The organism is Cronobacter dublinensis subsp. dublinensis LMG 23823, assembly GCF_001277235.1.
Lineage (GTDB): Bacteria > Pseudomonadota > Gammaproteobacteria > Enterobacterales > Enterobacteriaceae > Cronobacter > Cronobacter dublinensis.
In genome coordinates this window covers 717,247-737,832 of the sequence record NZ_CP012266.1, presented here as the reverse complement: position 1 = coordinate 737,832, position 20,586 = coordinate 717,247, and the positions used below count along the sequence as shown (strand labels likewise).

The 20,586-nt window shown below is 55.7% G+C and carries 19 protein-coding genes and 1 pseudogene; 4 read left to right on the top strand and 16 right to left on the bottom strand.

Going from position 1 to position 20,586, the window contains the following annotated elements; translation table 11 throughout:
* Nucleotides 1-7 precede the first annotated feature (7 nt).
* The 3 genes from carA to AFK67_RS03405 all read right to left on the bottom strand — a co-directional run bounded on the left by carA (nt 8) and on the right by AFK67_RS03405 (nt 3,268).
* On the bottom strand, nt 8-1,156 hold the full coding sequence (gene carA, locus AFK67_RS03415) for a glutamine-hydrolyzing carbamoyl-phosphate synthase small subunit (protein WP_032966231.1): 1,149 nt from the start codon (nt 1,154-1,156) through the stop codon (nt 8-10).
* Between the two features lie 466 nt (nt 1,157-1,622).
* On the bottom strand, nt 1,623-2,444 hold the full coding sequence (gene dapB / locus AFK67_RS03410) for a 4-hydroxy-tetrahydrodipicolinate reductase (RefSeq protein ID WP_032966232.1): 822 nt from the start codon (nt 2,442-2,444) through the stop codon (nt 1,623-1,625).
* 191 nt (nt 2,445-2,635) lie between these two features.
* Nucleotides 2,636-3,268, bottom strand: coding sequence for an alanyl-tRNA editing protein (locus AFK67_RS03405; RefSeq protein WP_007709979.1), 633 nt, complete (start codon nt 3,266-3,268; stop codon nt 2,636-2,638).
* A gap of 94 nt (nt 3,269-3,362) precedes the next feature.
* Between AFK67_RS03405 and AFK67_RS03400 the strand changes: the two genes are divergently transcribed.
* Entirely contained in the window at nt 3,363-4,268 is a 906-nt protein-coding gene (locus tag AFK67_RS03400) for a LysR family transcriptional regulator (protein ID WP_007709982.1), read from the top strand.
* Between the two features lies 1 nt (nt 4,269).
* On the opposite strand, the gene rihC is transcribed toward AFK67_RS03400, so the two are convergent.
* The 7 genes and pseudogenes from rihC to AFK67_RS23565 form a co-directional block, all read right to left on the bottom strand.
* Nucleotides 4,270-5,187, bottom strand: coding sequence for a ribonucleoside hydrolase RihC (gene rihC / locus AFK67_RS03395; protein WP_007709985.1), 918 nt, complete (start codon nt 5,185-5,187; stop codon nt 4,270-4,272).
* 93 nt (nt 5,188-5,280) lie between these two features.
* Nucleotides 5,281-6,231 carry a 4-hydroxy-3-methylbut-2-enyl diphosphate reductase gene (gene ispH, locus AFK67_RS03390; RefSeq protein ID WP_007747225.1) on the bottom strand — a complete coding sequence of 317 codons (951 nt, stop codon included), beginning with the start codon at nt 6,229-6,231 and terminating at the stop codon, nt 5,281-5,283.
* On the bottom strand, nt 6,212-6,682 hold the full coding sequence (gene fkpB, locus AFK67_RS03385) for an FKBP-type peptidyl-prolyl cis-trans isomerase (RefSeq protein ID WP_004386255.1): 471 nt from the start codon (nt 6,680-6,682) through the stop codon (nt 6,212-6,214). Before fkpB ends, ispH begins: the two co-directional genes overlap by 20 nt.
* Nucleotides 6,683-6,773: 91 nt before the next feature.
* Nucleotides 6,774-7,274, bottom strand: a complete 501-nt coding sequence (gene lspA, locus AFK67_RS03380; protein WP_007709990.1) for a signal peptidase II — start codon at nt 7,272-7,274, stop codon at nt 6,774-6,776.
* Nucleotides 7,274-10,090, bottom strand: a complete 2,817-nt coding sequence (gene ileS, locus AFK67_RS03375; RefSeq protein ID WP_038884820.1) for an isoleucine--tRNA ligase — start codon at nt 10,088-10,090, stop codon at nt 7,274-7,276. The genes lspA and ileS overlap by 1 nt, the downstream gene beginning before the upstream one ends.
* A gap of 48 nt (nt 10,091-10,138) precedes the next feature.
* Nucleotides 10,139-11,077, bottom strand: a complete 939-nt coding sequence (ribF, locus tag AFK67_RS03370) for a bifunctional riboflavin kinase/FAD synthetase (RefSeq protein ID WP_007709996.1) — start codon at nt 11,075-11,077, stop codon at nt 10,139-10,141.
* Nucleotides 11,078-11,084: 7 nt separating this feature from the next.
* Nucleotides 11,085-11,290, bottom strand: a pseudogene (locus AFK67_RS23565) (DUF2575 domain-containing protein).
* Between the two features lie 104 nt (nt 11,291-11,394).
* Here AFK67_RS23565 and rpsT point away from each other — a divergent pair.
* The gene (gene rpsT, locus AFK67_RS03365) at nt 11,395-11,658 is read left to right on the top strand and encodes a 30S ribosomal protein S20 (protein ID WP_032966233.1); all 264 of its coding nucleotides are present in this window, start codon (nt 11,395-11,397) and stop codon (nt 11,656-11,658) included.
* A 76-nt stretch (nt 11,659-11,734) separates the two neighbouring features.
* Here rpsT and nhaR read toward each other — a convergent pair whose 3' ends face one another.
* The 3 genes from nhaR to AFK67_RS03350 form a co-directional block, all read right to left on the bottom strand.
* Nucleotides 11,735-12,631 (bottom strand): transcriptional activator NhaR, encoded by an 897-nt coding sequence (nhaR, locus tag AFK67_RS03360; protein WP_038874745.1) that lies wholly within the window; start codon nt 12,629-12,631, stop codon nt 11,735-11,737.
* A 71-nt stretch (nt 12,632-12,702) separates the two neighbouring features.
* Nucleotides 12,703-13,872, bottom strand: a complete 1,170-nt coding sequence (gene nhaA, locus AFK67_RS03355) for a Na+/H+ antiporter NhaA (RefSeq protein WP_007734112.1) — start codon at nt 13,870-13,872, stop codon at nt 12,703-12,705.
* A 231-nt stretch (nt 13,873-14,103) separates the two neighbouring features.
* Entirely contained in the window at nt 14,104-16,191 is a 2,088-nt protein-coding gene (locus AFK67_RS03350; protein ID WP_007734115.1) for a glycoside hydrolase family 18 protein, read from the bottom strand.
* Nucleotides 16,192-16,595: 404 nt separating this feature from the next.
* On the opposite strand from AFK67_RS03350, the gene AFK67_RS03345 reads away from it, so the two are divergent.
* On the top strand, nt 16,596-17,042 hold the full coding sequence (locus AFK67_RS03345) for a winged helix-turn-helix domain-containing protein (protein WP_007727368.1): 447 nt from the start codon (nt 16,596-16,598) through the stop codon (nt 17,040-17,042).
* A gap of 22 nt (nt 17,043-17,064) precedes the next feature.
* Nucleotides 17,065-17,604 carry a glycoside hydrolase family 108 protein gene (locus AFK67_RS03340; RefSeq protein ID WP_007727371.1) on the top strand — a complete coding sequence of 180 codons (540 nt, stop codon included), beginning with the start codon at nt 17,065-17,067 and terminating at the stop codon, nt 17,602-17,604.
* Between the two features lie 45 nt (nt 17,605-17,649).
* On the opposite strand, the gene AFK67_RS03335 is transcribed toward AFK67_RS03340, so the two are convergent.
* From AFK67_RS03335 to dnaJ, 3 genes are all read right to left on the bottom strand, one after another.
* A complete protein-coding gene (locus AFK67_RS03335; RefSeq protein ID WP_007747111.1) occupies nt 17,650-17,988 on the bottom strand; it encodes a phage holin family protein in 339 nt (112 codons plus the stop codon).
* Between the two features lie 182 nt (nt 17,989-18,170).
* On the bottom strand, nt 18,171-19,118 hold the full coding sequence (locus AFK67_RS03330; protein WP_007730147.1) for a LysR family transcriptional regulator: 948 nt from the start codon (nt 19,116-19,118) through the stop codon (nt 18,171-18,173).
* Nucleotides 19,119-19,379: 261 nt separating this feature from the next.
* Nucleotides 19,380-20,519: a molecular chaperone DnaJ gene (gene dnaJ / locus AFK67_RS03325; protein ID WP_007730146.1), complete on the bottom strand. Its 1,140-nt coding sequence runs from the start codon at nt 20,517-20,519 to the stop codon at nt 19,380-19,382.
* Nucleotides 20,520-20,586: the final 67 nt, after the last annotated feature.

Here is a 20,586-nt window from a genome sequence, read left to right as displayed (position 1 = left end):
CTCCTGATTATTTAGCTGTCTTACGGTATTGCTCAATAAGTTCGATGAAATGATCGAACAGTGGCGCGGCGTCGTGCGGGCCGGGGCTCGCTTCAGGGTGCCCCTGGAAGCTGAACGCCGGTTTATCGGTGCGGTGAATACCCTGTAGGGTGTTATCAAACAGGGATTTGTGGGTCACACGCAGCGTGGCGGGCATCGATGCTTCATCGACCGCAAAGCCGTGGTTCTGAGCGGTGATCATCACGCAGTTATTGTCGAGATCTTTGACCGGATGGTTGCCGCCGTGGTGGCCGAACTTCATCTTCACGGTTTTCGCCCCGCTCGCCAGCGCCAGCAGCTGATGGCCGAGACAGATGCCGAATACCGGGATGTCGGTTTCCAGGAAGGACTTGATGGCACTGATGGCGTAATCGCATGGCGCCGGGTCGCCAGGACCGTTTGAGAGGAAGATGCCGTCCGGGTTCATTTTCAGCACGTCTTCCGCCGGGGTCTGCGCCGGGACTACCGTCAGGCGGCAGCCGCGGTCCACCAGCATACGCAGGATGTTGCGCTTCACGCCGTAGTCGTAAGCCACCACGTGGTAAGGCAGTTCTTCTTCTTTCTTCGCTTCCGGCAGTTCGTCTTTGAGCGTCCAGCTGCCCTGTGTCCAGCTCCAGGCTTCCGTCGTAGTCACTTCTTTCGCGAGATCCATACCGTTCAGGCCCGGGAAGGCCTGCGCTTTCTCGAGCGCCAGCGCGGCATCGACATTATCCCCTGCGATGATGCAGCCGTTCTGAGCGCCTTTCTCACGCAGCAGACGTGTCAGCTTGCGGGTATCGATATCGGCAATCGCCACGATGTTATGGCGCTTCAGGTAAGAAGAGAGATCCTCGGTGCTGCGGTAGTTGCTGGCAATCAGCGGCAAATCGCGGATCACAAGACCCTGCGCATGTACCCGGGAGGACTCGGCGTCGGCGTCGTTCGTACCGACATTACCAATATGAGGATAAGTAAGAGTGACAATCTGGCGGGAGTAGGAAGGATCAGTGAGGATTTCTTGATAACCGGTCATAGAAGTATTGAAAACAACTTCCCCTACTGCCGTACCTGTTGCCCCGATGGCCCGACCGTAGAATTGGGTCCCGTCTTCCAGAACCAACAGCGCTGACTTAATCAAAACGTCCTCCAGGGAATAAACAGTCAATTTATTTGCATATTAATTCAACCAGCATGGCTAAATCAACGCAAAACCGCCTGAATAGCGAATTTTTGGCAAACGGCGGCATTCTAGAGAGAAGGTGGGGGAAAGTCTACCCAAAAACGTACTTTTTATTGTTTTTTTGGCGGCTTTAATAAAAACAAGAGAAATGACAGGCAAAAAACAAAGAAAACGAAGCGCAGAAAACGGTTGCGACGCGAGAAAAGTAAAGAGGAATCATAACACAGCTTTTAAAGTGGACCAAACGGTCAAAATTCACAACCTGATAACCAAAAAACACACCTAAAACGTAAATTTTTCCAATTTCATTGAAATGTCCTAACCAAACCCTTAAAAAATCAAAAATAAAAAAGGGCAATAAATTATTGCCCTCTCAATCAAAACGTTATGATTGTAATGACCACATCACGATGGATAACAAAAATCACAATTCGTTAAGCCCCAGCACGTCCCGCATATCAAAAAAGCCATTTTTACGACCCTTCAGCCACAATGCCGCGCGAACCGCGCCGTTAGCAAAAGTCATCCGGCTGGAGGCTTTATGGGTAATTTCAATGCGCTCGCCGACATCGGCAAACAGGGCGGTGTGCTCACCGACGATATCGCCCGCGCGTACCGTGGCAAATCCAATGGTGCCGGGCTCCCGCTCACCGGTATAACCTTCGCGCGCGTACACGGCGCAGCTTTTCAGATCTTTATTCAGCGCACCGGCAATCGCCTCGCCCATCGCCAGCGCAGTGCCGGAAGGCGCATCCACTTTATGACGGTGGTGCGCCTCAATAATTTCGATATCGGTGTAATCGCCCATCACCTGCGCCGCTTTTTCAAGCAGCTTAAGCATCACGTTAACGCCGACGCTGAAATTGGCGGCGAAAACCACCGGGATCGCCGTCGCGGCATCACGAATGGCAGCTTTACCGGCATCGTCAAAGCCGGTAGTGCCGATAACCATGCCTTTACCGTGTGCGCGGCAGAACGCCAGATACGCGAGCGTACCTTCCGGTCGGGTGAAATCGATAAGCACGTCGAAGTCATCTTTCACCGCCTCAAGGCTGCTCTGGAGGATAACGCCCGTCGCGCCTGCGCCCGCCAGCTCGCCGGCGTCGGCACCCAGCAGCGTTGAGCCTTCGCGTACCAGCGCCGCGCCCAGCGCCACGCCATCCATTGAAATGGCTGCCTGGATTAACTGGCGCCCCATGCGGCCACTCGCCCCCGCGATCGCGACGCGGACCTGTGCTTCATGCATATTTATACTCTTCAGATTGCTTAGAAATCGTTCTCAGGTTAACCAGCCTGCCCGCAGGCCGCCAGCTGAAAACAGGGATAATTAGAAATTTATGACAAAACGGCGGGGATATCAGTAAAAGGCGTAGAAAGCCTGCAATTTATAAGGGCATTGTTGTCGATGCAGGCAGGCATTTTCGCCTGCCCCGAGGGTTAATCCGTCAGCTCGTACGCCACCAGCAGCTGCCCTTTTTTCACTTTAATACTGGTGAGCGTGACCTCACCGACCTGCGAGAGCGACACGACATGCGTACCGCCGCAGCCGTAGACCGGCAGATCGCCGAACCGCACCTGGCGACGTCCGTCGACGAAATCCACCTGACGCGGCAGACTGGCGGCAACCCACTGCGTTATCGCCGCGGTAAACGCCTCGCGCTCGGGCGCGTCCGTCGCCGTATCGGGCGCAAAGGTGATTTTGCCCTCGCCCGGCCAGTGGTGCGCCTTGACAGGCCGCCAGCCGAGTTGTTCGCCCGCGTAGCCAATCAAATGCCCCGCCGAGTGCCAGCGGGTGTGGCGGGTGCGGAGCGTTTCATCGACCGCAAGCGTGGCGGGGCCCGTTGCCAGCGGCTGCGCCAGCAGATGTATCACCGTGTCGCCGCGATTTTCGACGCGCAGCACCGGCACGCCGTTGATGGTGCCGCTATCGGCAGGTTGCCCGCCGCCCTGCGGGTGAAACAGCGTCCTGTCCAGTTCAACTTCATAGTCGCCCTGCGCGTTTTGCTCGCAGCGCAGCACCGTCGCTTCGCCCGTTAAGGCGTCACTCAGGTAGTAGTCTCGTTGTGTCATTGTTTTCCTCCCGGTTCACCACACAGTATATTTGTTATTCCCGCAGCGATAATCCTGTGTGGTAACAACGAACCTTTGCATCAGGCGCACAAATATGAATTTAGCCCTCCTGCCCGATATCGCGGTTTTCGTCCAGGTGGTGGAAACCGGCAGCTTTTCTGCCGCCGCGCGAAAGCTTGGCAGCACGCCCTCTTCCGTCAGCCGCAGCGTCTCACGCCTTGAGCGCGAACTGGGCTGTAAGCTGCTGGTGCGCACCACCCGCAAGCTGCGCCTGAGCGAGGCGGGCAGCGGTGTGTTTCAGCGCGCCGCCAGTATGATGGACGCCGCCCGCGACGTCATGGCGCTCGGCGGTACCGCCTCGCAGGCACCGCAGGGAAGAGTGACGCTCGGCGTGCCGAAAGCCGTAGGCCGCTTCGTGATCCATCCGCTGATGGAAGAATTTCTGGCGCGCTATCAGGAGGTCGACATCTGCCTGCGTCTTGAAGACCGCTATATGGATCTGATTGATGATGAAGTGGATCTGGCGCTGCGCATCACTGATTCGCCCTCTCCCGGCTTGTATGGCAAACCGCTGATGGCGATAGAACACCTGCTGTGCGCCACCCCAGAGTATCTGGCGCGCCACGGCACGCCGCAGACGCCTCAGGAATTACGTCAGCACAGCTGCATCAGCCTTGGCGAAACGGCGGTGGACGCCCGCTGGAAATTTCGTCGTGAGGGGAAAAGCGTGGTGGTGCAGACCCACGGACGCTACGCCGCCAACCATACCGGCGTGCGCCTCGACGCGGTAAAACGCCATCTCGGCATCGGCAGCCTGCCACGCTTTACGGCAGGCGACGCGCTGGCGGCAGGCGAGATTGTTCAGGTGCTGGCGGAGTGGGAATTTATCAGCAGCTATTCCGGCAGGCTCTGGCTGCTGTGGTCGGCGGGCCGGCATATGCCCGCCAAAATCCGGGTGCTTATCGACTATCTGAGCGAAAAACTCTGCATAAGACCGTGAGTTACGGCGCGCGCGCCAGCGTCTGCGCCACCCATTCGCGAAAGGCTGCGACATCGATATCCAGCGCCACCTGCGCGTTTGCGGGCCGGTTTAACCGGCCCTCGATATCCACAACCGTGGTGCCCGCCGTGTAGTCGCCACGGGTTTCCACCGCGACAAAACAGCGCTTAAGCGTAAACAGCTCAGGCCTGAGTAGCCAGGCGATGGCGCAGAGATCGTGCATGCGCAGCCCGGTTGTCATGCTGCCTGCGCGGTAGTGACTGAAGAGCGCGTGGAGCAGCTGGCCAGTCCGGTTCAGTGCGGGCAGCGCGGCGAGATAGTCGGGCGTCAGTACCGCCTGATGCGTGACGTCGAGCCCGCACATCACAATTTCAATGCCGCTCTCAAACACCCGCGCGGCCGCTTCGGGATCGATGGCGATATTAAACTCGGCGTTCGGCGTGAAGTTGCCCCGCCCGGCGGAGCCGCCCATCATCACCAGCCGGTTGATTTTCGCGGTACACGCCGGGTAGTGCGTCAGTAGCAGCGCGATATTGGTGAGCGGCCCGATAGTGACAAGCGTCAGCGGCTCGGGGCTTGCCATCAGGCGTTCATACATCGCCTGAAACGCGGGCACATTAAGGGTCTTCCGGTCGTGTGCCGGGAAATCGTAACCATCCATGCCCGATTCGCCGTGAATTGAGGCGGCATCGCGCAGCGGGCGCGTCAGCGGCGTGGCCGCACCCTGCGCGACTGGCACATCAGCCTGCCAGAAATGCAGCAGTTGCAGCGCGTTGCGGGTGGTTTTCTCCACGCTGACGTTACCTGCCACGGTGGTAATGAGCTGTAAATCGATCTCAGGCGAGAACAGCGCGGCGGCGATGGCCACGGCATCGTCAATTCCCGGATCGGTATCGAGAATAATCGGCGTTTTTTTCACACAATGTCCTGTCATCACTGGCCTGCTTGCGGATAAAAAAATGCCGGACGATGTTCACCGTCCGGCATGCTGTTATCGGTACGCGCGTGAAATTTACTGCACTTCGCGGGCGTCGATGCGCAGCTCCTTCGGCACTTCGAACACGATGTTCTCTTCGCGGCCGGTGAGCTCGTGGGCGTCGCTGCCGCCGAGCGCTTTCAGGCGCGCAATGACGTTCTGCACCAGGATATCCGGCGCCGACGCGCCTGCGGTAACGCCCACGCACGCGGCGTTCCGCACCCAGGCTTCCTGAATGTCGTTCGCGTCATCAATGAGATACGCGGTTTTACCCATGCGCTGGGCAAGTTCCGCCAGGCGGTTGGAGTTAGAGGAGTTTTTCGAGCCTACCACTAACACCACGTCAGCCTGTTCCGCCAGCGCCCGCACCGCTTCCTGACGATTGGTGGTGGCGTAGCAGATATCATCTTTGCGTGGGCCGACGATTTTCGGGAAGCGACGGCGCAGCGCGTCAATAACGTCCGAAGTGTCGTCCACCGACAGCGTCGTCTGGGTCATAAAGGAGAGGTTATCTTCATTCTTGACCGTAATTTTCCAGACGTCATCCGGCGATTCCACCAGGTACATACCGCCTTGCGGGTTGCTGTACTGGCCCATCGTGCCTTCCACTTCCGGATGACCGGCGTGGCCGATGAGGATTGCTTCTTCGCCGCGGCGGCTGGAGCGCGCCACTTCCATATGCACTTTGGTGACCAGCGGACAGGTGGCATCAAACACCGTTAAGTCGCGGCTTTTCGCTTCATTGCGCACCGCCTGGGAAACGCCGTGCGCGGAGAAAATCAGGATAGCGCCGTCCGGCACCTCGCTGATTTGCTCGATAAAAATTGCGCCGCGCTCGCGCAGGCTGTCCACGACATAGCGGTTATGCACCACTTCATGGCGAACGTAGATAGGCGCGCCGTAAATCGCCAGCGCGTTTTCCACAATGCTGATAGCGCGGTCCACGCCTGCGCAGAAGCCGCGCGGGTTAGCCAACAGGATCTGCATCAGAACTCTCCAGCGCCGGATCGATTTCCAGCACGTCTATATCAAAATGAAGGGTATGCCCGGCGAGCGGATGGTTGAAATCCACCGTAATGGAGTCGCCGTTGATTTCACGGATGACGCCCGGCATTTCGCTGCCGTCCATGGCGGTAAACAGCATGATGGCGCCGATGTCCGGCTCGCCCGCGTCGATAAACTCGCGGCGGGAGAAGTACTGGATAAGATCCGGGCTCGGCGTTCCGAAGGCGTCTTCCGGCAGCAGCGTAAACGCTTTTTTATCGCCCGCATGCAGGCCCAGCAGCTCGCGCTCCAGCCCCTGCGACAGCGAACCGTCGCCCAGGCGGAACAGCGCGGGTTTGCCGCTGTTGCGGCTCGACTCCGCCGTGGAGCCGTCTTCAAGCTTCAGCGTAAAGTGCACCAGCACCGCGCTGTTGCTCTGTATTGATGTAGACATGCAGGTTGCTCACTTGTTTTCAGGCACCGGGCTACGGGAGGCCATAATGTCTGTAAGCCGGGCGGGCGAAAGCCTCGCCCGGCATTGATATTTACGCCTGCGCTTTCGCGGCAGGCTTAGGCAGGAAGCCTTCCAGCACGATTAACGCCGCGCCGATACAGATAGCGGTATCGGCCAGGTTAAAGGTGGCGAAATGCCAGTCGCCGACATAGAAATCAATCATATCGACCACAAAGCCGTGCCACAGACGGTCGAACAGATTGCCGAGCGCGCCGCCAATAATCAGCGCGTAAGCAATGTTGTTCAGCTTCTGGCTCGCCTTCGAGCGATACATCATGACCGCGAGCAGCACGCAGATGCCGATAGCGATACCGGCGAAGAACCAGCGCTGCCAGCCGCCTTTATCCGCGAGGAAGCTGAACGCCGCGCCGTAGTTGCGCGCATAGTGCAGATTCAGCGACGGGAACAGAGAGACGGTGTCCCCCAGCGCAAAGTGCTGGAGGATTAACGCCTTGCTACCCAGGTCGACAATCAGCACGACCACAACCAGCCACAGCCAGCGCAGACCGGTGGAAAGAATCGGTTTACTCATCAGGCGAACTTACGTTTTTCGCCGTCACCGGCGACGTTGCTGACACAGCGACCGCAGATTTCTGCGTGTTCCGCCACCTTGCCGATATCGGTGGTGTAGTGCCAGCAGCGCGGGCACTTCTCACCTTCGGCTTTTGCAAGCGCCACTTTCAGCCCTTTGAGCAATTCGCTCTGCTGGGCATCGGCGGCGGCGCTGGCATAATCCTCAACCTTCGCCTGCGAGGTCAACAGGACAAATCGTAATTCCTCGCCAAGCGCGGTGAGCTTCGCCGCCAGTTCCGGCTCTGCGTACAGGGTGACCGCGGCTTCCAGCGACCCGCCGACTTTCTTATCAGCGCGCGCCTGCTCAATCACCTTGTTCACTTCGCCGCGCACTTTCAGCAGCGCGTCCCAGTATGCGTCGTTCATGGTTTCAGTTTCCGCGAGACCAAACAGGCCGTCGTACCATTCGCCCGTGAAGACATATTTCTCACGCGCGCCCGGCAGGTAGCCCCAGATCTCATCGGCGGTAAAGGACATGATCGGCGCCATCCAGCGCACCAGCGCTTCGGCGATATGATACAGCGCGGTCTGACAGCTACGACGCGCCACGCTGTCTGCTTTCGCGGTGTACTGACGGTCTTTGATGATGTCGAGATAGAACGAGCCCATTTCGATGGAGCAGAAGCGCATCAGGCGCTGCACCACTTCGTGGAAATCGTAAGCGTCATACGCTTTCACGATATCGTCCTGCGCGGCTTTCGCGCAGCCGACGGCCCAGCGATCCAGCACGACCATCTCTTCCGGTTTCACCATGTCTTTCGCCGGATCGAACCCGTTCAGGTTGGCCAGCAGGAAGCGCGCGGTGTTACGGATACGACGATACGCATCGGCGGCGCGTTTCAAAATCTCGTCAGAGACGGCCATTTCGCCGGTGTAGTCGGTCGACGCCACCCACAGACGCAGAATGTCAGCGCCCAGTTTGTTCATGACGTCCTGCGGAGAGACCGTGTTGCCGATGGATTTCGACATCTTGCGGCCCTGACCATCGACGGTGAAGCCGTGGGTCAGTACCTGACGGTACGGCGCTTTGCCTTTCATGGCGGTGGAGATCATCAGCGAAGACATAAACCAGCCGCGATGCTGGTCAGAGCCTTCGAGGTACATATCCGCCGCATGGCCGGCGAATTCCGGGCGCACGTCAACCACCGACGAGTGGGTTGAACCCGAGTCGAACCAGACGTCCAGCGTATCCGGCACTTTTTCATAGACATCGGCGTCATCGCCCATGATGTCGCGCGGGTCGAGATCCCACCACGCCTGAATACCGTCCTGCTCAACGCGTTTTGCGACTTCTTCCATCAGCTCCAGGGTGCGCGGATGCAGTTCCTGCGTCTCTTTATGGACGAACAGGGACATCGGCACGCCCCAGGTGCGCTGGCGGGAGATACACCAGTCCGGGCGATTCGCGACCATCGATTCGATACGCGCCTGGCCCCAGTCCGGGATCCACTGCACGTCTTTGATCTCTTTGAGCGACTGCGCGCGCAGGCCTTTTTGATCCATGCTGACGAACCACTGCGGCGTGGCGCGGAAGATGATCGGCGTTTTGTGACGCCAGCAGCACGGGTAGCTGTGCAGCAGTTTTTCGACATGCAGCAGTGAACCGTTGTCACGCAGCAGGTTAACGATAATGTCGTTCGCTTTGAAGACGTTAACGCCATCGAGCGTCGGGTATGTGCCCGGCAGATAGGCGCCGTCCGGGCCGACCGGGTTGGCGATTTCCAGACCATATTTCTGGCTGATGGTGTAGTCGTCCGGGCCGTGGCCGCCAGCGGTATGCACCGCGCCGGTACCGGCATCGAGCGTGACGTGCTCGCCGAGGATCGCCGGAACGTCAAAGCCCATGAACGGGTGCGTAAAGCGCATCAGCTCAAGCTGCGCGCCTTTGGCTTCGCCGAGCACGGTGTAATCCGCAACGTTAATGCGCTTCATCACGCTTTCAAGCAGCTCTTTCGCCACGATCAGCGCCTGGCCTTCGACCTGTACCAGCACATAGTCAATGTCGGCATGCAAAGAGATTGCGCGGTTGGCAGGCAGTGTCCATGGCGTGGTGGTCCAGATAACCAGCGAGACCGGGCCGTTGACATTCTGCGCGCCGAATTTCGCCGCGACCGCCGCTGGCTCTACCGCGTTAAAGGCGACATCAATGGACGGCGATGTTTTGTCGTAATACTCCACTTCCGCCTCAGCGAGCGCGGAGCGGCAGTCAACGCACCAGTGCACCGGCTTGGCGCCTTTGTGCAGATGGCCGTTGCCGATGATTTTACCGAGCGCGCGGATGATGTTGGCTTCGGTTTTGAAATCCATCGTCAGGTACGGGTGCGACCAGTCGCCCAGCACGCCGAGACGGATAAAGTCCTGACGCTGGCCATCAACCTGGGTCGCAGCGTATTCGCGGCACTTAGCGCGGAATTCGGCGGCGGTAAATTTCTCACCCGGCTTGCCATATTCCTGCTCGACTTTCAGTTCGATAGGCAGCCCGTGGCAGTCCCAGCCCGGCACATACGGGGAGTCATAACCGGCAAGCCCTTTGGACTTCACGATAATGTCTTTCAGAATCTTGTTAACCGAGTGACCGATATGAATGCTGCCATTCGCATAAGGAGGGCCATCATGCAGAATGAAGGTTTTTTTGCCTTTTTTGGCTGCACGAATGATGCCGTAGAGGTCATCATCGGTCCAACGCGCCAGCATTCCCGGTTCGCGTTTGGCGAGATCGCCACGCATCGGGAACCCTGTTTCCGGCAAATTCAGGGTTGATTTAAAGTCACTCATCAGATTCTCGGTTCCGTATTTCGGTTTGATAATTAGCCGATTCAGGCGTTACGCCGGTGTCGGTAGCCCAAAAAAGTCGCGGGCGGTGATCACGTCTCTGGCGATTTGCGCCTTGAGTTCATCAAGCGAGGCAAACCGCTGTTCATTGCGTATTTTTTTACGCAGCACTACATCTATATGGCGGCCGTAGAGGTCGATTGCAACGTCCAGCAGATGAACTTCAAGCTGCTGACGCAGGCCGGCCACCGTCGGGCGGGTGCCGATATTGGCGACGCCGGGCAGCGGTTTGTCGCTGATGCCCAGCACTTCCACCGCATATACGCCCTTAACGGGCGAAACCTGACGGCGCAGCGGTACGTTCGCCGTCGGGAAACCTATGGTGCGCCCGAGCGCGTCGCCGTGGACCACGCGCCCGGAGATGGCGAAAGGCCGTCCGAGCAGGTTTTCCGCGAGCGCTAAATCATCCTGCGCGAGCGCCTGGCGCACCGCGGTGCTGCTAATGCGCACGCCTTCATCGCAAAACGTTTGCGTGCTGGTGACTTCAAAGCCATATTCGCGCCCGGCTTTCTGTAATAACAAGAAATCCCCTTCGCGACCAGCGCCAAAGCGGAAATCATCTCCGGTCGCCAGAAATTTAACGCCGAGGCGTTCTACCAGCAGATCGCTGACGAAGTTCTGCGCCGTCAGCGCGGCAAAGCGGCGGTCAAAGCGAATGCACAGCACGTAATCCACGCCGCAACGGGCGAGATAGCGCAGCTTTTCACGCAGCCGCGTCAGCCGTGCGGGGGCTTTATCGGCGGCGAAAAGCTCAAGCGGCTGCGGCTCGAAAATCATGACCATGACGGGAAGGCCGCGCTCGCGCCCTTGCGCGCATAGCCCGCTCAGCAATGCCTGGTGACCACGATGCACGCCATCGAAATTGCCGATGGTCAGCACGCAACCGTGATGCTCAGAGGTGAGATTATGTATGCCGCGTATCAGCTTCATGACTGGCTCAGAACAGTGAAAATCGTCGGATTATACCTTGTACAGCCTTTAAGGTTAACCGACGATTTGGCCCTGTCAGCCATAAACCGGCAACGATTTCATCGCGCTGCGCAACGGTTTCACGCCGAACGCGAATTTTGTCCCACAAAGACTGTATTCGCACGAGGCAAGCTGGTAGAATCTTGCGCCATCACTACGTAACGAGCGCCGCATAACAACGGCGCTTATTTGCACAAATCCATTGACAAAAGAAGGCTGAAAGGGCATATTCCTCGGCCTTTGAATTGTCCACATAGATCATATTTGGGAGTTGGACCTTGGCTAATATCAAATCAGCTAAGAAGCGTGCCGTTCAGTCTGAAAAGGCCCGTAAGCACAACGCAAGCCGTCGCTCTATGATGCGTACTTTCATCAAGAAAGTATACGCAGCGATTGAAGCTGGCGACAAAGCTGCTGCACAGAAAGCATTTAACGAAATGCAACCAATCGTGGATCGTCAGGCTGCTAAAGGTCTGATCCACAAAAACAAAGCTGCGCGTCATAAGGCTAACCTGGCTGCACAGATCAGCAAACTGGCTTAATCGCCGTTGGTTGTCGCTTGTTGAAAGCAGCTTGTTAAAAAAACCCGCATTTGCGGGTTTTTTTATGCCTGCCGTTTTATTTCGGCGGCATAAACAGCGCCGAGTAATCGCGATTGCAGATGCGCTGCACCGCCGGGTGTTGGATCATCCGCTCCGCGAAAATCGCGTGATACTCTTCCATCACGTTATCCACCCGTCCTATCTCGACGATATTGTCATCGTCATAAAAATCGTGCGCGTAAAGGCTTGGCGCGACAAACACGGCGTTATGCGCCGCGCCGAACGCTTTCATCAGCGCCGCATCGTCAAACTCGCCGAGAATTTCCACCTTCAGCCCTTGTGAGTGGATCCAGTTAAGGAGTTTGCGCCCGAGCATCGAACGACGTCCCGGGATCAACAACCGCCGCTCTTCAAGACACGCCGGAAACGGTTTTTTCGGCGCGGGGCTCTGGCACCAGAAACTGACGCTACACTCGCCTATCTTGACGGAAAACAGCCCCGCCTGCTGCGTGGAATCGATAGGGCAGTCGGAGATAATCATATCGAGCTTATGCTGGCTGAGCTGTTCCAGCAGCATCTCATGCGTGGATTCAAAACAGCGCAGATGGATTTGTTCATCTTCCACGACCGCCGCATCCAGCACGCCGCTCACCAGCCGTTTGGAGAGCGCGTCCGCCACGCCGACATCAAACAGCAAATGGGATTCTTTGCGGTAATTGATGATATCCAGCATCTCCTGGCTCAGGGTAAACATGCGGTCGGCATAGCGAAACACCAGCTGTCCCAGCTCGCTCGGCTCAAGGCCCCTGCCCTTGCGCTTAAACAGTTTGCCCTGCAGCCGCTCCTCCAGCGCTTTTATCTGCCCGGTAATGGTTTGCGGCGTGAGATAGAGCGCCTCGGCGGCACCGACGACCGAGCCTGCTTTGCAAACCTGCCAGAAGTAGTACAGATGGTTGTAATTGATGTGAGACATAAGCGCATTCTCCCTGGCGTCCGTGAGAGCGAGCGGCCTTCACTCCGGAAGGCCGCATAATAAAGCGGGTGCTAACGCGTTCCCGACAAATGGCTGCGCAGCATCAGATAGCCTGTGACCGCAGCCATCAATGAACCGACCAGAATACCCAACTTCGCCCAGGTCACCAGCGCGGCATCGACATCGCCAAACGCCAGCGAGGCGATAAAAATGGACATGGTAAATCCGATGCCGCACAGCACGCCGACCGCCAGAATCGTCTTCTGGCTGACGCCCGGCGGCAGCGTGGCCCACTTAAGCTTCACCGCCAGCGCGCAAAAAAGGCTGATGCCAAGCGGCTTGCCGATGAACAGCCCGGCGATAATCCCCAGCGGCAGCAGCGAAGCGAGGCCCGCCAGCGTGACGCCCTCAAGCGAAACGCCGGCATTGGCGAACGCAAAAAGCGGCAGGATCATAAAGGCTACCCACGGATGCAGCGCGTGCTCAAGCGTACCTGCGGGTGAATGGCCCTTATCAGCCTTAAGCGGCACAAAAAAGCCGATGATTACGCCGGCGAGCGTGGCGTGCACGCCGGATTTCAGTACCGCCGTCCAGAGCACGACGCCCACCAGAATATAGACGCCGACGCGGCGCACATTGCAGATATTGAGCAGCGCCAGCACGGCAATCGCTCCTGCCGCCACCAGCAGCGATACCATTGACAGCGAACTGGTGTAAAAGAGCGCAATAATCACAATCGCGCCGAGATCATCAATGATGGCCAGCGCCATCAAAAAGATTTTCAGCGCAGGCGGCACGCGACTGCCGAGCAGCGCCAGGATCCCCAGCGCGAACGCGATGTCAGTCGCCGCCGGGATGGCCCAGCCCACGCGGGTTACCGGATCCTGGAAGTTAAACGCCAGATAGAGCGCGGCCGGAACGACCATGCCGCCCAGCGCGGCAATGACCGGCAGCGAGGCTTGTCGCAGGCTCGCGAGCGAGCCCTGGACCAGTTCGCGCTTAACCTCCAGCCCGACCAGCAAAAAGAACACGGCCATCAGGGCGTCGTTCACCCACAGCAGCATGTTCTTTTTAATTTCCAGCGCGCCAACCTGTAGCTCTACCGGCGTGCTGAGAAAGCCTTCGTACAGATCATGTGTCGCACTCATGTTCGCCAACAGCATGGCCAGCGCGGCGGCCGCAATCAGAACGATGCCGCCCGCAGCCTCGCTTTTAAAGAATCCTTGTACCGTTTTTATCATGATGGTTCATCCAGAAGCGCAGGTTGAATAGTCATTAAAAAGTGTCAGGTATAAGGATAGCGGCCTTTACTGTTCGAAAAAGCAGTTTATTCTGCGCTAATAGATCGGCAAAAACGAGTTATTCATAGGCAGGGTGAGACGCGCGTAAAAAAGGCTCCGGTAATCCTTACCCGGAGCCTGAAGTCCGCTCAAACGCGGGCTGAGCGGAAAAGAGGGAATATGACGTGATGATCAGTAGGCGCCCAGATCGGTCCAGACCTGATACGGCGCGCTGTTCAGATCCGGCTGGTCGCCCTGCGAGTACCAGTTGACCTGATAGTTATGGCCTTTCCAGCTCACCTTCTCGAAGGTGCCCCACTTCGCGCCATAAATGGTGCTGGCATTCCAGAGCGGATACGGCGCGTTGCCCGATCCGCTGTCATCCGGCGTCGGGGTCGGTGTGGGGGTCGGTTGCGGCTCAGGCGTCGGGGTCGGCGCGGGCGTGTCGTCGCCGGTCGAAGACGCATTGCCCGGCACGGCGGTCACCACAAAACGCTGCTGTGAAGAGGGCTCGTTTTTGCTGTCGCGCACAAAGAGCGTGAACTGGTAATCGGTGCTCTGCGTGACAACCGGCACGTCGAATTCAATCACGGCGGCGCCCTTATCCGCCACGCTGATGGTAGACGGCACGCCCCAGCTAAAGCTCAGCGCATCATTATCTTCATCGCGGGATGCCTCGCCGGAGAGCTGAATACGTGACCCGCCGACCACACGCAGCTGGATTGCCGCCACAGGCGCATGGTTTACCGCAGGCGCAGGCTCGTTGTCGCTGCTGCCGCTATCCGGTTCAGAAACGTTGATGCCTTCAAAATAGAACGGCTTCATATCCACCGTCTGGGTTTCAATTTCATACCCCAGCCCTTCACGCGCGGCATTCACCAGCACGCCGTTATCCTGGTCGATAGTCCAGGTAAACAGCCCGCCAAGATTACGCGACGCGGCATACTGGCCTTTGGCTTTGACCGAGCGCGGCGTATCGAGCGACATAAACAGCTTGCTTTGCGGGTTATAGAGGTAATCCGCGTTGGCGACTTTATCGGTGTAAACATTAAAGCCGTTACGCCCTTTCTGGTTTTCCAGATCGAGGTAGTTGTAGATGGTGTCGTACCATTCGGTGCTGCCGGATTCGAACGTCCCGGTGGTGGTGCCGTTGCCCGGCGTGTACGCGCCTTTCAGCGGCGAGAAGCTCTCAATCACCGCGTTGCGCGCGTTACGGGTATAACCGGCGTAACCAATATTAATACGATCGGAAGGGAAACCTTCGGCAATCAGATAATCCACCACGGCTTCGATGCTCCAGCCGCCCGCGGTCAGCGGGGTCAGATTGGTGTGATGCGTCAGGGTGTCCGCCCACGGCGTACCGAAGAAGTCATAGGTCATCACGTTAATGGCGTACAGACCGGCATCCAGCAGCGCTTTAACGTTGGAGTATTCGAGCGTGGAAACCACGGCCGAGCTGGCAATCGAGATTTTCACATCGCTGCGCCCTGCCGCGCTGAGCTGTTTTTTCAGCTCGGCGATAAGCAATGCATAGTTAGCGCCATCTTCCGGGCCGTGCGGGTTGCCGTTACCGTCGGCGTTCGGGTATTCCCAGTCGATATCTACTTCGCTGAACATCGGGAACTGTTTAAACAGTTTGACCACGCCTGCGGCGAACGTTTTGCGCGAGGAGTCGGTTTTCGACATCTCGTGGAAACCGTTACTCATGGTCCAGCCGCCGATACTCATAGAGAGCGCCAGAGTATGCCCCTGCTGCTTCGCTTTTTGCTGGAGATCGCGCAGACCGCCCAGCAGACCTTTCGTGGTCGCCTGCGTGACGGTTGCCGGATCGATATCCCAGCCGCTGGTGGTATGACCGCAGTTCTCGTAAGACTGAAAATCGCCCCACGGGTCGAGGAAGGTCGGTTCGTTGGTGTTTTTGTTCGTCTGACGCGCGGCATTTTCAATGGTGTATTGCTTTTCGCCTTTGTCGCCAACGATCCCGAGGAAGCCAAAAATTATCTTGTCATAGGCGGTGGGAGATACTTTCGCGAGATCGTAGCCGCGGCCACGATTAGACGGCGTGTCATCACCCTGCAGTCGGCCATCATATTGCGACCAGTCGGTGTAATAACCAAACACCTTAGGTTTATTAGCAGCCTTATATTTGTTATATACCGGCTTCGCCACCCGGGCTGCCGTATAACTGTATTTTTCAGCCTCGCTGGCAGGATTAAATCCATCGGCGGCGTTGCTGGTTTCTGTCAGGCTGTCGCCCTGAATTAATTTACTTGTAGCCATGTTTATTTTCCTTCGTGAAAAGTGAGTGCAGTACTTTCTGCGCTAACTATCATGAGCGGATAAAAATGAACCTGCCAATCACAACTAATAAAACGACAATAAAAAACAAAATTATTCATGACAAATATTACAAAAGAGTAAAATTAGCATAAATTTTCTTGAATTTATCGTTAAATATCAAGTATATAATTCAAAATATATTATGTATTGAAAATTAAGCATCCTTTAACTTGCACTTAAAATGGATTTAATAACAGTGCCGAATCGTGATCTGAACTGCCGTTTCGTTAAATAAAAACAACTTTTTTAGTGGGGGCTATGGAAAATAAGCAAGCTGATCTTTACTCTCTAAAGCGCTAAAGGAAATTCCCCACCATATATTTATATCTGTCTGCAGGTGATATATGAAAAGCTATGTTATTAATCGCAATTGTATTTTTACAGAAGCGAATAACGAATTAAAAAACACGGATAATGCATGTGTTATCAAAATGACAACCATGCGGGCGCGTTGCCTGAGTTTCATTATTGAAAATGCTAAAAACGGCATAATCGAAAAGCAGCAAATCGCCACGGTGCTCTGGGGTAGCCGTGGCCAGTACATCAGCGATGCCAACCTGACACAGGTGCTTTACCTGCTGCGTCGGGATTTACGCACGCTTGGCATCAATGATTTGTTTGTCACCGTGCCTAAGCTTGGCATCAAAGTGAACGATGACATCCCTGTCGATCTGCTGACCGTCGAAAACCACAAAAAACCTAAGCGAGCAGGGTGGATGGTGGCGCTGTTCGCCGTCTTTATCATCTGCGTGTTGGCGCTTGTTACTTTTATGGATGTGAGCAACTCCTGAACTTCTGCTGCGAGGAACCCTTATGAATCCTGTCATTGACGGCATCCTGGACATAGAAGGAAATTATGTGAATCATCCTGCCGATTCTGGCGGCCCCACAAAGTGGGGCATTACCGAGAAAACCGCCAGAGCGCACGGTTATCAAGGCGACATGCGCGATCTCACCCGCGAGGAGGCGTATAACATTCTGGAGAAAGACTACTGGATAGCGCCGGGTTTTAACCGCGTCGCTCAGTATTCGCTCCCCGTGGCGTTTGAGCTTTGCGACGCGGGCACCAATATTGGTCCGGCGATCCCCGCGCGCTGGCTCCAGCGCTGGCTGAATGTTTTCAATCGTCAGCAGAAGCTGTATGCGGATCTGGTCGTTGATGGCGCCATCGGCAAAAACACGCTGGATGCGCTGAAGCGCTACCTTGATGAACGCGGTAAAGAAGGAGAAACCGTGCTGGTGAAGGCGTTGAACTGCACGCAAGGCGACTACTATCTTGATATCACGGAAAAGCGGGAAGCTAACGAGGCGTTTATTTACGGCTGGCTACGCGAAAGGGTTACCATGCCTTAAGAAAGGAACAGAAAAAGCCCGCGTTTATTGCGGGCTTTTGTTGGATTATTTAATCAGGCTCGCGCCGCTCAAAAAGTTTTTTACTTTGTCGCTTAATATCCGCAGTATCGGTGTTGCGAATACACCGCCCAGCCCTGCCACCATCAGCACCATATTAAAACTCATGTTGCGGTCAATCGCGGCCACGCTCAGCAGAAAGGCGGTAAAACACGAGATAGCGATCTGCGCCAGGCAATCCATAATATCTCTGTGCGTCTCGTTCCTTTCACGCTTCATCAGATAGCTGACAAAGCCGCCCCAGCCGCCGATAGCGATAATGGTTAATAAAATCTCCAGTTCAACCAGAACCAGTTTAGGTGTGGCAATATGCGCTGCAATAGACATGATAAACCTCGTAGTCAGTAAACGTTAAATGAATACGCCGTCTGGCGATGCAATAAAGTTAGCAATCTAACCAGTAGCAAGGTAATCATTTGTTCTCACTCACCAGGGCGCCTGTCGTTTTTCGGCCTGATTGTTTTTTACTCATAAAAACAGAAAGCGATGATTTACAGAAGCGGCACACGCTATTTACGATAGTTAATGAGGGTTTGCAGCATCGCGATAACATCGCGTATCTGGTCACGCTGGGGGTTATGACGGTGCCATCCGGCATAAACTTTAATTATTTCAATGTCCATTTCATCAGGCAGTGTAATAAGCGCAATACGGTATTTCGCTTGCGCCTGAAAAAAACGGGCGATTTTTAAAGGCAAAATTGCGATAAGCGATGAGTTTTCAATAACGCTTAATAAACCATTTATTGAATCTGTATAGTATCCAGCAGAGAATGAGGTGTTGAAAAATGAGAAAACATCATTATTTTTGTTCTCTTTTTTTAATACTGGTTTAACTTTATAAGGCTGATAAATTGCGTGTCTTGAGCTGTAAAGATTAGCAAGGGATAGCTGAGGTAATTCGCAAAGCGGGTTACGGGCATTACAGATAACCGTATACTGCCGGTACTGATCAATAATCGTTTGTTCGATATCCGGTTCGCTAAAATAATGCGTCGAGACCAGTAAATCGCTTTTCCCTGTATATAAGTCGTTGCTTTGGCGAGAGAAGGCTTTGCCAGTGGAGGAGAAGTAATGGAGGCGAAAATGCTCAAACAGTTCCATATCAAAGAGCTGAGAGAAGTAGTACTGTTCGCTGACATCATCGCCAGTAATCTTCATCTCGTACCGGGAGGGCGTTGACGCGGCGCGGTCAAACGTCGCATTGATAATATCCATCGCTTTGCTGTAAGCGCGATGAATTTCCTGCGCGCGCGGCGTCGGGGTCAGACCTTCGCGGGTTCGAATAAAAAGCTCTTCGTTATAGGTTTGCTGCAGACGCTGAATAGCAAGAGTGATAGCGGCGGGAGTGACCTGAAGCTGCCGGGAAGCGCGTGCCGCATTGCCTGCGGTGATGACGGCGTCAAAAACTTTGATGAGGTTATAATCAAACTCACTGGCACCGTTTTTCTTCTTCATGCGTCAGAGTACCCTGCCGTGCGGGAAAGTAACAAAATAGGAGGTTCAGCAGTCTCTGGCAAAATCAATTTACCTCACCATGATGTCGATTTTTATCAAATTTTAACGATGCAGGGCGGAGGGTAGCAAGGCGGAAACTATAACGAGACCAATAAAGACCGCAAATCGCTATTTTCTGCATAGCAAGTAAAGTCTTATAAAAAAGCCTGAAATGGCGAAAACCATTTCAGGCTAATATCACGGCTCGTAAAAGCAGAACGATTAGCGCGTTAAGTCATCAAAAAACTTTTTCACGCCATCGAAGAAGCTTTTAGAGCGCGGGCTGTTCTTTTCGCCGGTCGGCCCGCCGAAACTCTCCTGCAGTTCCTGCAGCAGCGCTTTCTGACGATCGTTAAGCCCGACTGGCGTCTCGACGACCACGCGGCACAGCAGATCGCCCTGGGCGCCGCCACGCACCGATTTCACGCCTTTTCCGCGCATGCGGAACAGCTTGCCGGTCTGGGTTTCGCTCGGCACTTTCAGCATCACGCGGCCATCCAGCGTCGGCACTTCAATCTCGCCGCCCAGCGCGGCCATCGCGAAGTTAATCGGTACTTCGCAATACAAGTTATTGCCTTCACGTTCGAAGATCGGGTGCTGTTTCACCTGCACCTGAACGTACAGATCGCCTGCTGGCGCGCCGTGCTCGCCAGCTTCGCCTTCACCTGCCAGACGAATACGATCGCCGGTATCCACGCCCGCCGGGATTTTCACCGACAGCGTTTTGGTTTTCTCGATGCGGCCATGACCGTGGCAGTTGTTGCACGGATCTTTAATCAGCGTACCGCGGCCCTGACAGTGCGGACAGGTCTGCTGTACGGCGAAAAAGCCCTGACGCATCTGCACCTGACCCGCGCCATGACAGGTCGGACAGGTCTGCGGCTGGCTGCCAGGTTTGGCACCATTGCCGTGGCATACCTCGCACTCTTCAAGCGTCGGGATGCGAATCTCTTTGGTGACGCCGCGCACCGCTTCTTCCAGCGTCAGCTCCATGTTGTAGCGTAAATCCGCGCCGCGCGAGGCGCGACGACCACGTCCGCCGCCGAAGATATCGCCGAAGACGTCGCCGAAAATATCGCTGAAGTCCGCGCCGTTGCCAAAGCCGCCGCCGAAACCACCGCCGCCCATGCCGCCCTGTTCAAAGGCCGCGTGACCATACTGGTCATAAGCGGCGCGTTTTTGCGCATCGGTGAGGATTTCGTAGGCTTCTTTAATCTCTTTAAATTTACCTTCGGCCTCTTTATCACCCTGGTTACGGTCCGGGTGATATTTCATGGCCAGGCGTTTATACGCCTTTTTTATTTCACGCTCGTCCGCCGTTTTCGGGACGCCTAAAATTTCGTAATAGTCTCTTTTCGCCATTTTTTATCTGCCCCTGACATGCATGCACGGGCGTGGAGAAACTCCTACGCCCGTGCCAGTGTTATCT

What these genes read in the sequence shown, in the direction of transcription:
- dapB (WP_032966232.1), bottom strand. Translation starts at nt 2,444, where the DNA reads ATGCATGAAGCACAGGTCCGCGTCGCGATCGCGGGGGCGAGTGGCCGC.
- AFK67_RS03405 (WP_007709979.1), bottom strand. Translation starts at nt 3,268, where the DNA reads ATGACACAACGAGACTACTACCTGAGTGACGCCTTAACGGGCGAAGCG.
- AFK67_RS03400 (WP_007709982.1), top strand. Translation starts at nt 3,363, where the DNA reads ATGAATTTAGCCCTCCTGCCCGATATCGCGGTTTTCGTCCAGGTGGTG.
- ispH (WP_007747225.1), bottom strand. Translation starts at nt 6,231, where the DNA reads ATGCAGATCCTGTTGGCTAACCCGCGCGGCTTCTGCGCAGGCGTGGAC.
- fkpB (WP_004386255.1), bottom strand. Translation starts at nt 6,682, where the DNA reads ATGTCTACATCAATACAGAGCAACAGCGCGGTGCTGGTGCACTTTACG.
- lspA (WP_007709990.1), bottom strand. Translation starts at nt 7,274, where the DNA reads ATGAGTAAACCGATTCTTTCCACCGGTCTGCGCTGGCTGTGGCTGGTT.
- ileS (WP_038884820.1), bottom strand. Translation starts at nt 10,090, where the DNA reads ATGAGTGACTTTAAATCAACCCTGAATTTGCCGGAAACAGGGTTCCCG.
- ribF (WP_007709996.1), bottom strand. Translation starts at nt 11,077, where the DNA reads ATGAAGCTGATACGCGGCATACATAATCTCACCTCTGAGCATCACGGT.
- nhaR (WP_038874745.1), bottom strand. Translation starts at nt 12,631, where the DNA reads ATGTCTCACATCAATTACAACCATCTGTACTACTTCTGGCAGGTTTGC.
- nhaA (WP_007734112.1), bottom strand. Translation starts at nt 13,872, where the DNA reads ATGATAAAAACGGTACAAGGATTCTTTAAAAGCGAGGCTGCGGGCGGC.
- AFK67_RS03350 (WP_007734115.1), bottom strand. Translation starts at nt 16,191, where the DNA reads ATGGCTACAAGTAAATTAATTCAGGGCGACAGCCTGACAGAAACCAGC.
- AFK67_RS03345 (WP_007727368.1), top strand. Translation starts at nt 16,596, where the DNA reads ATGAAAAGCTATGTTATTAATCGCAATTGTATTTTTACAGAAGCGAAT.
- AFK67_RS03340 (WP_007727371.1), top strand. Translation starts at nt 17,065, where the DNA reads ATGAATCCTGTCATTGACGGCATCCTGGACATAGAAGGAAATTATGTG.
- AFK67_RS03335 (WP_007747111.1), bottom strand. Translation starts at nt 17,988, where the DNA reads ATGTCTATTGCAGCGCATATTGCCACACCTAAACTGGTTCTGGTTGAA.
- AFK67_RS03330 (WP_007730147.1), bottom strand. Translation starts at nt 19,118, where the DNA reads ATGAAGAAGAAAAACGGTGCCAGTGAGTTTGATTATAACCTCATCAAA.
- dnaJ (WP_007730146.1), bottom strand. Translation starts at nt 20,519, where the DNA reads ATGGCGAAAAGAGACTATTACGAAATTTTAGGCGTCCCGAAAACGGCG.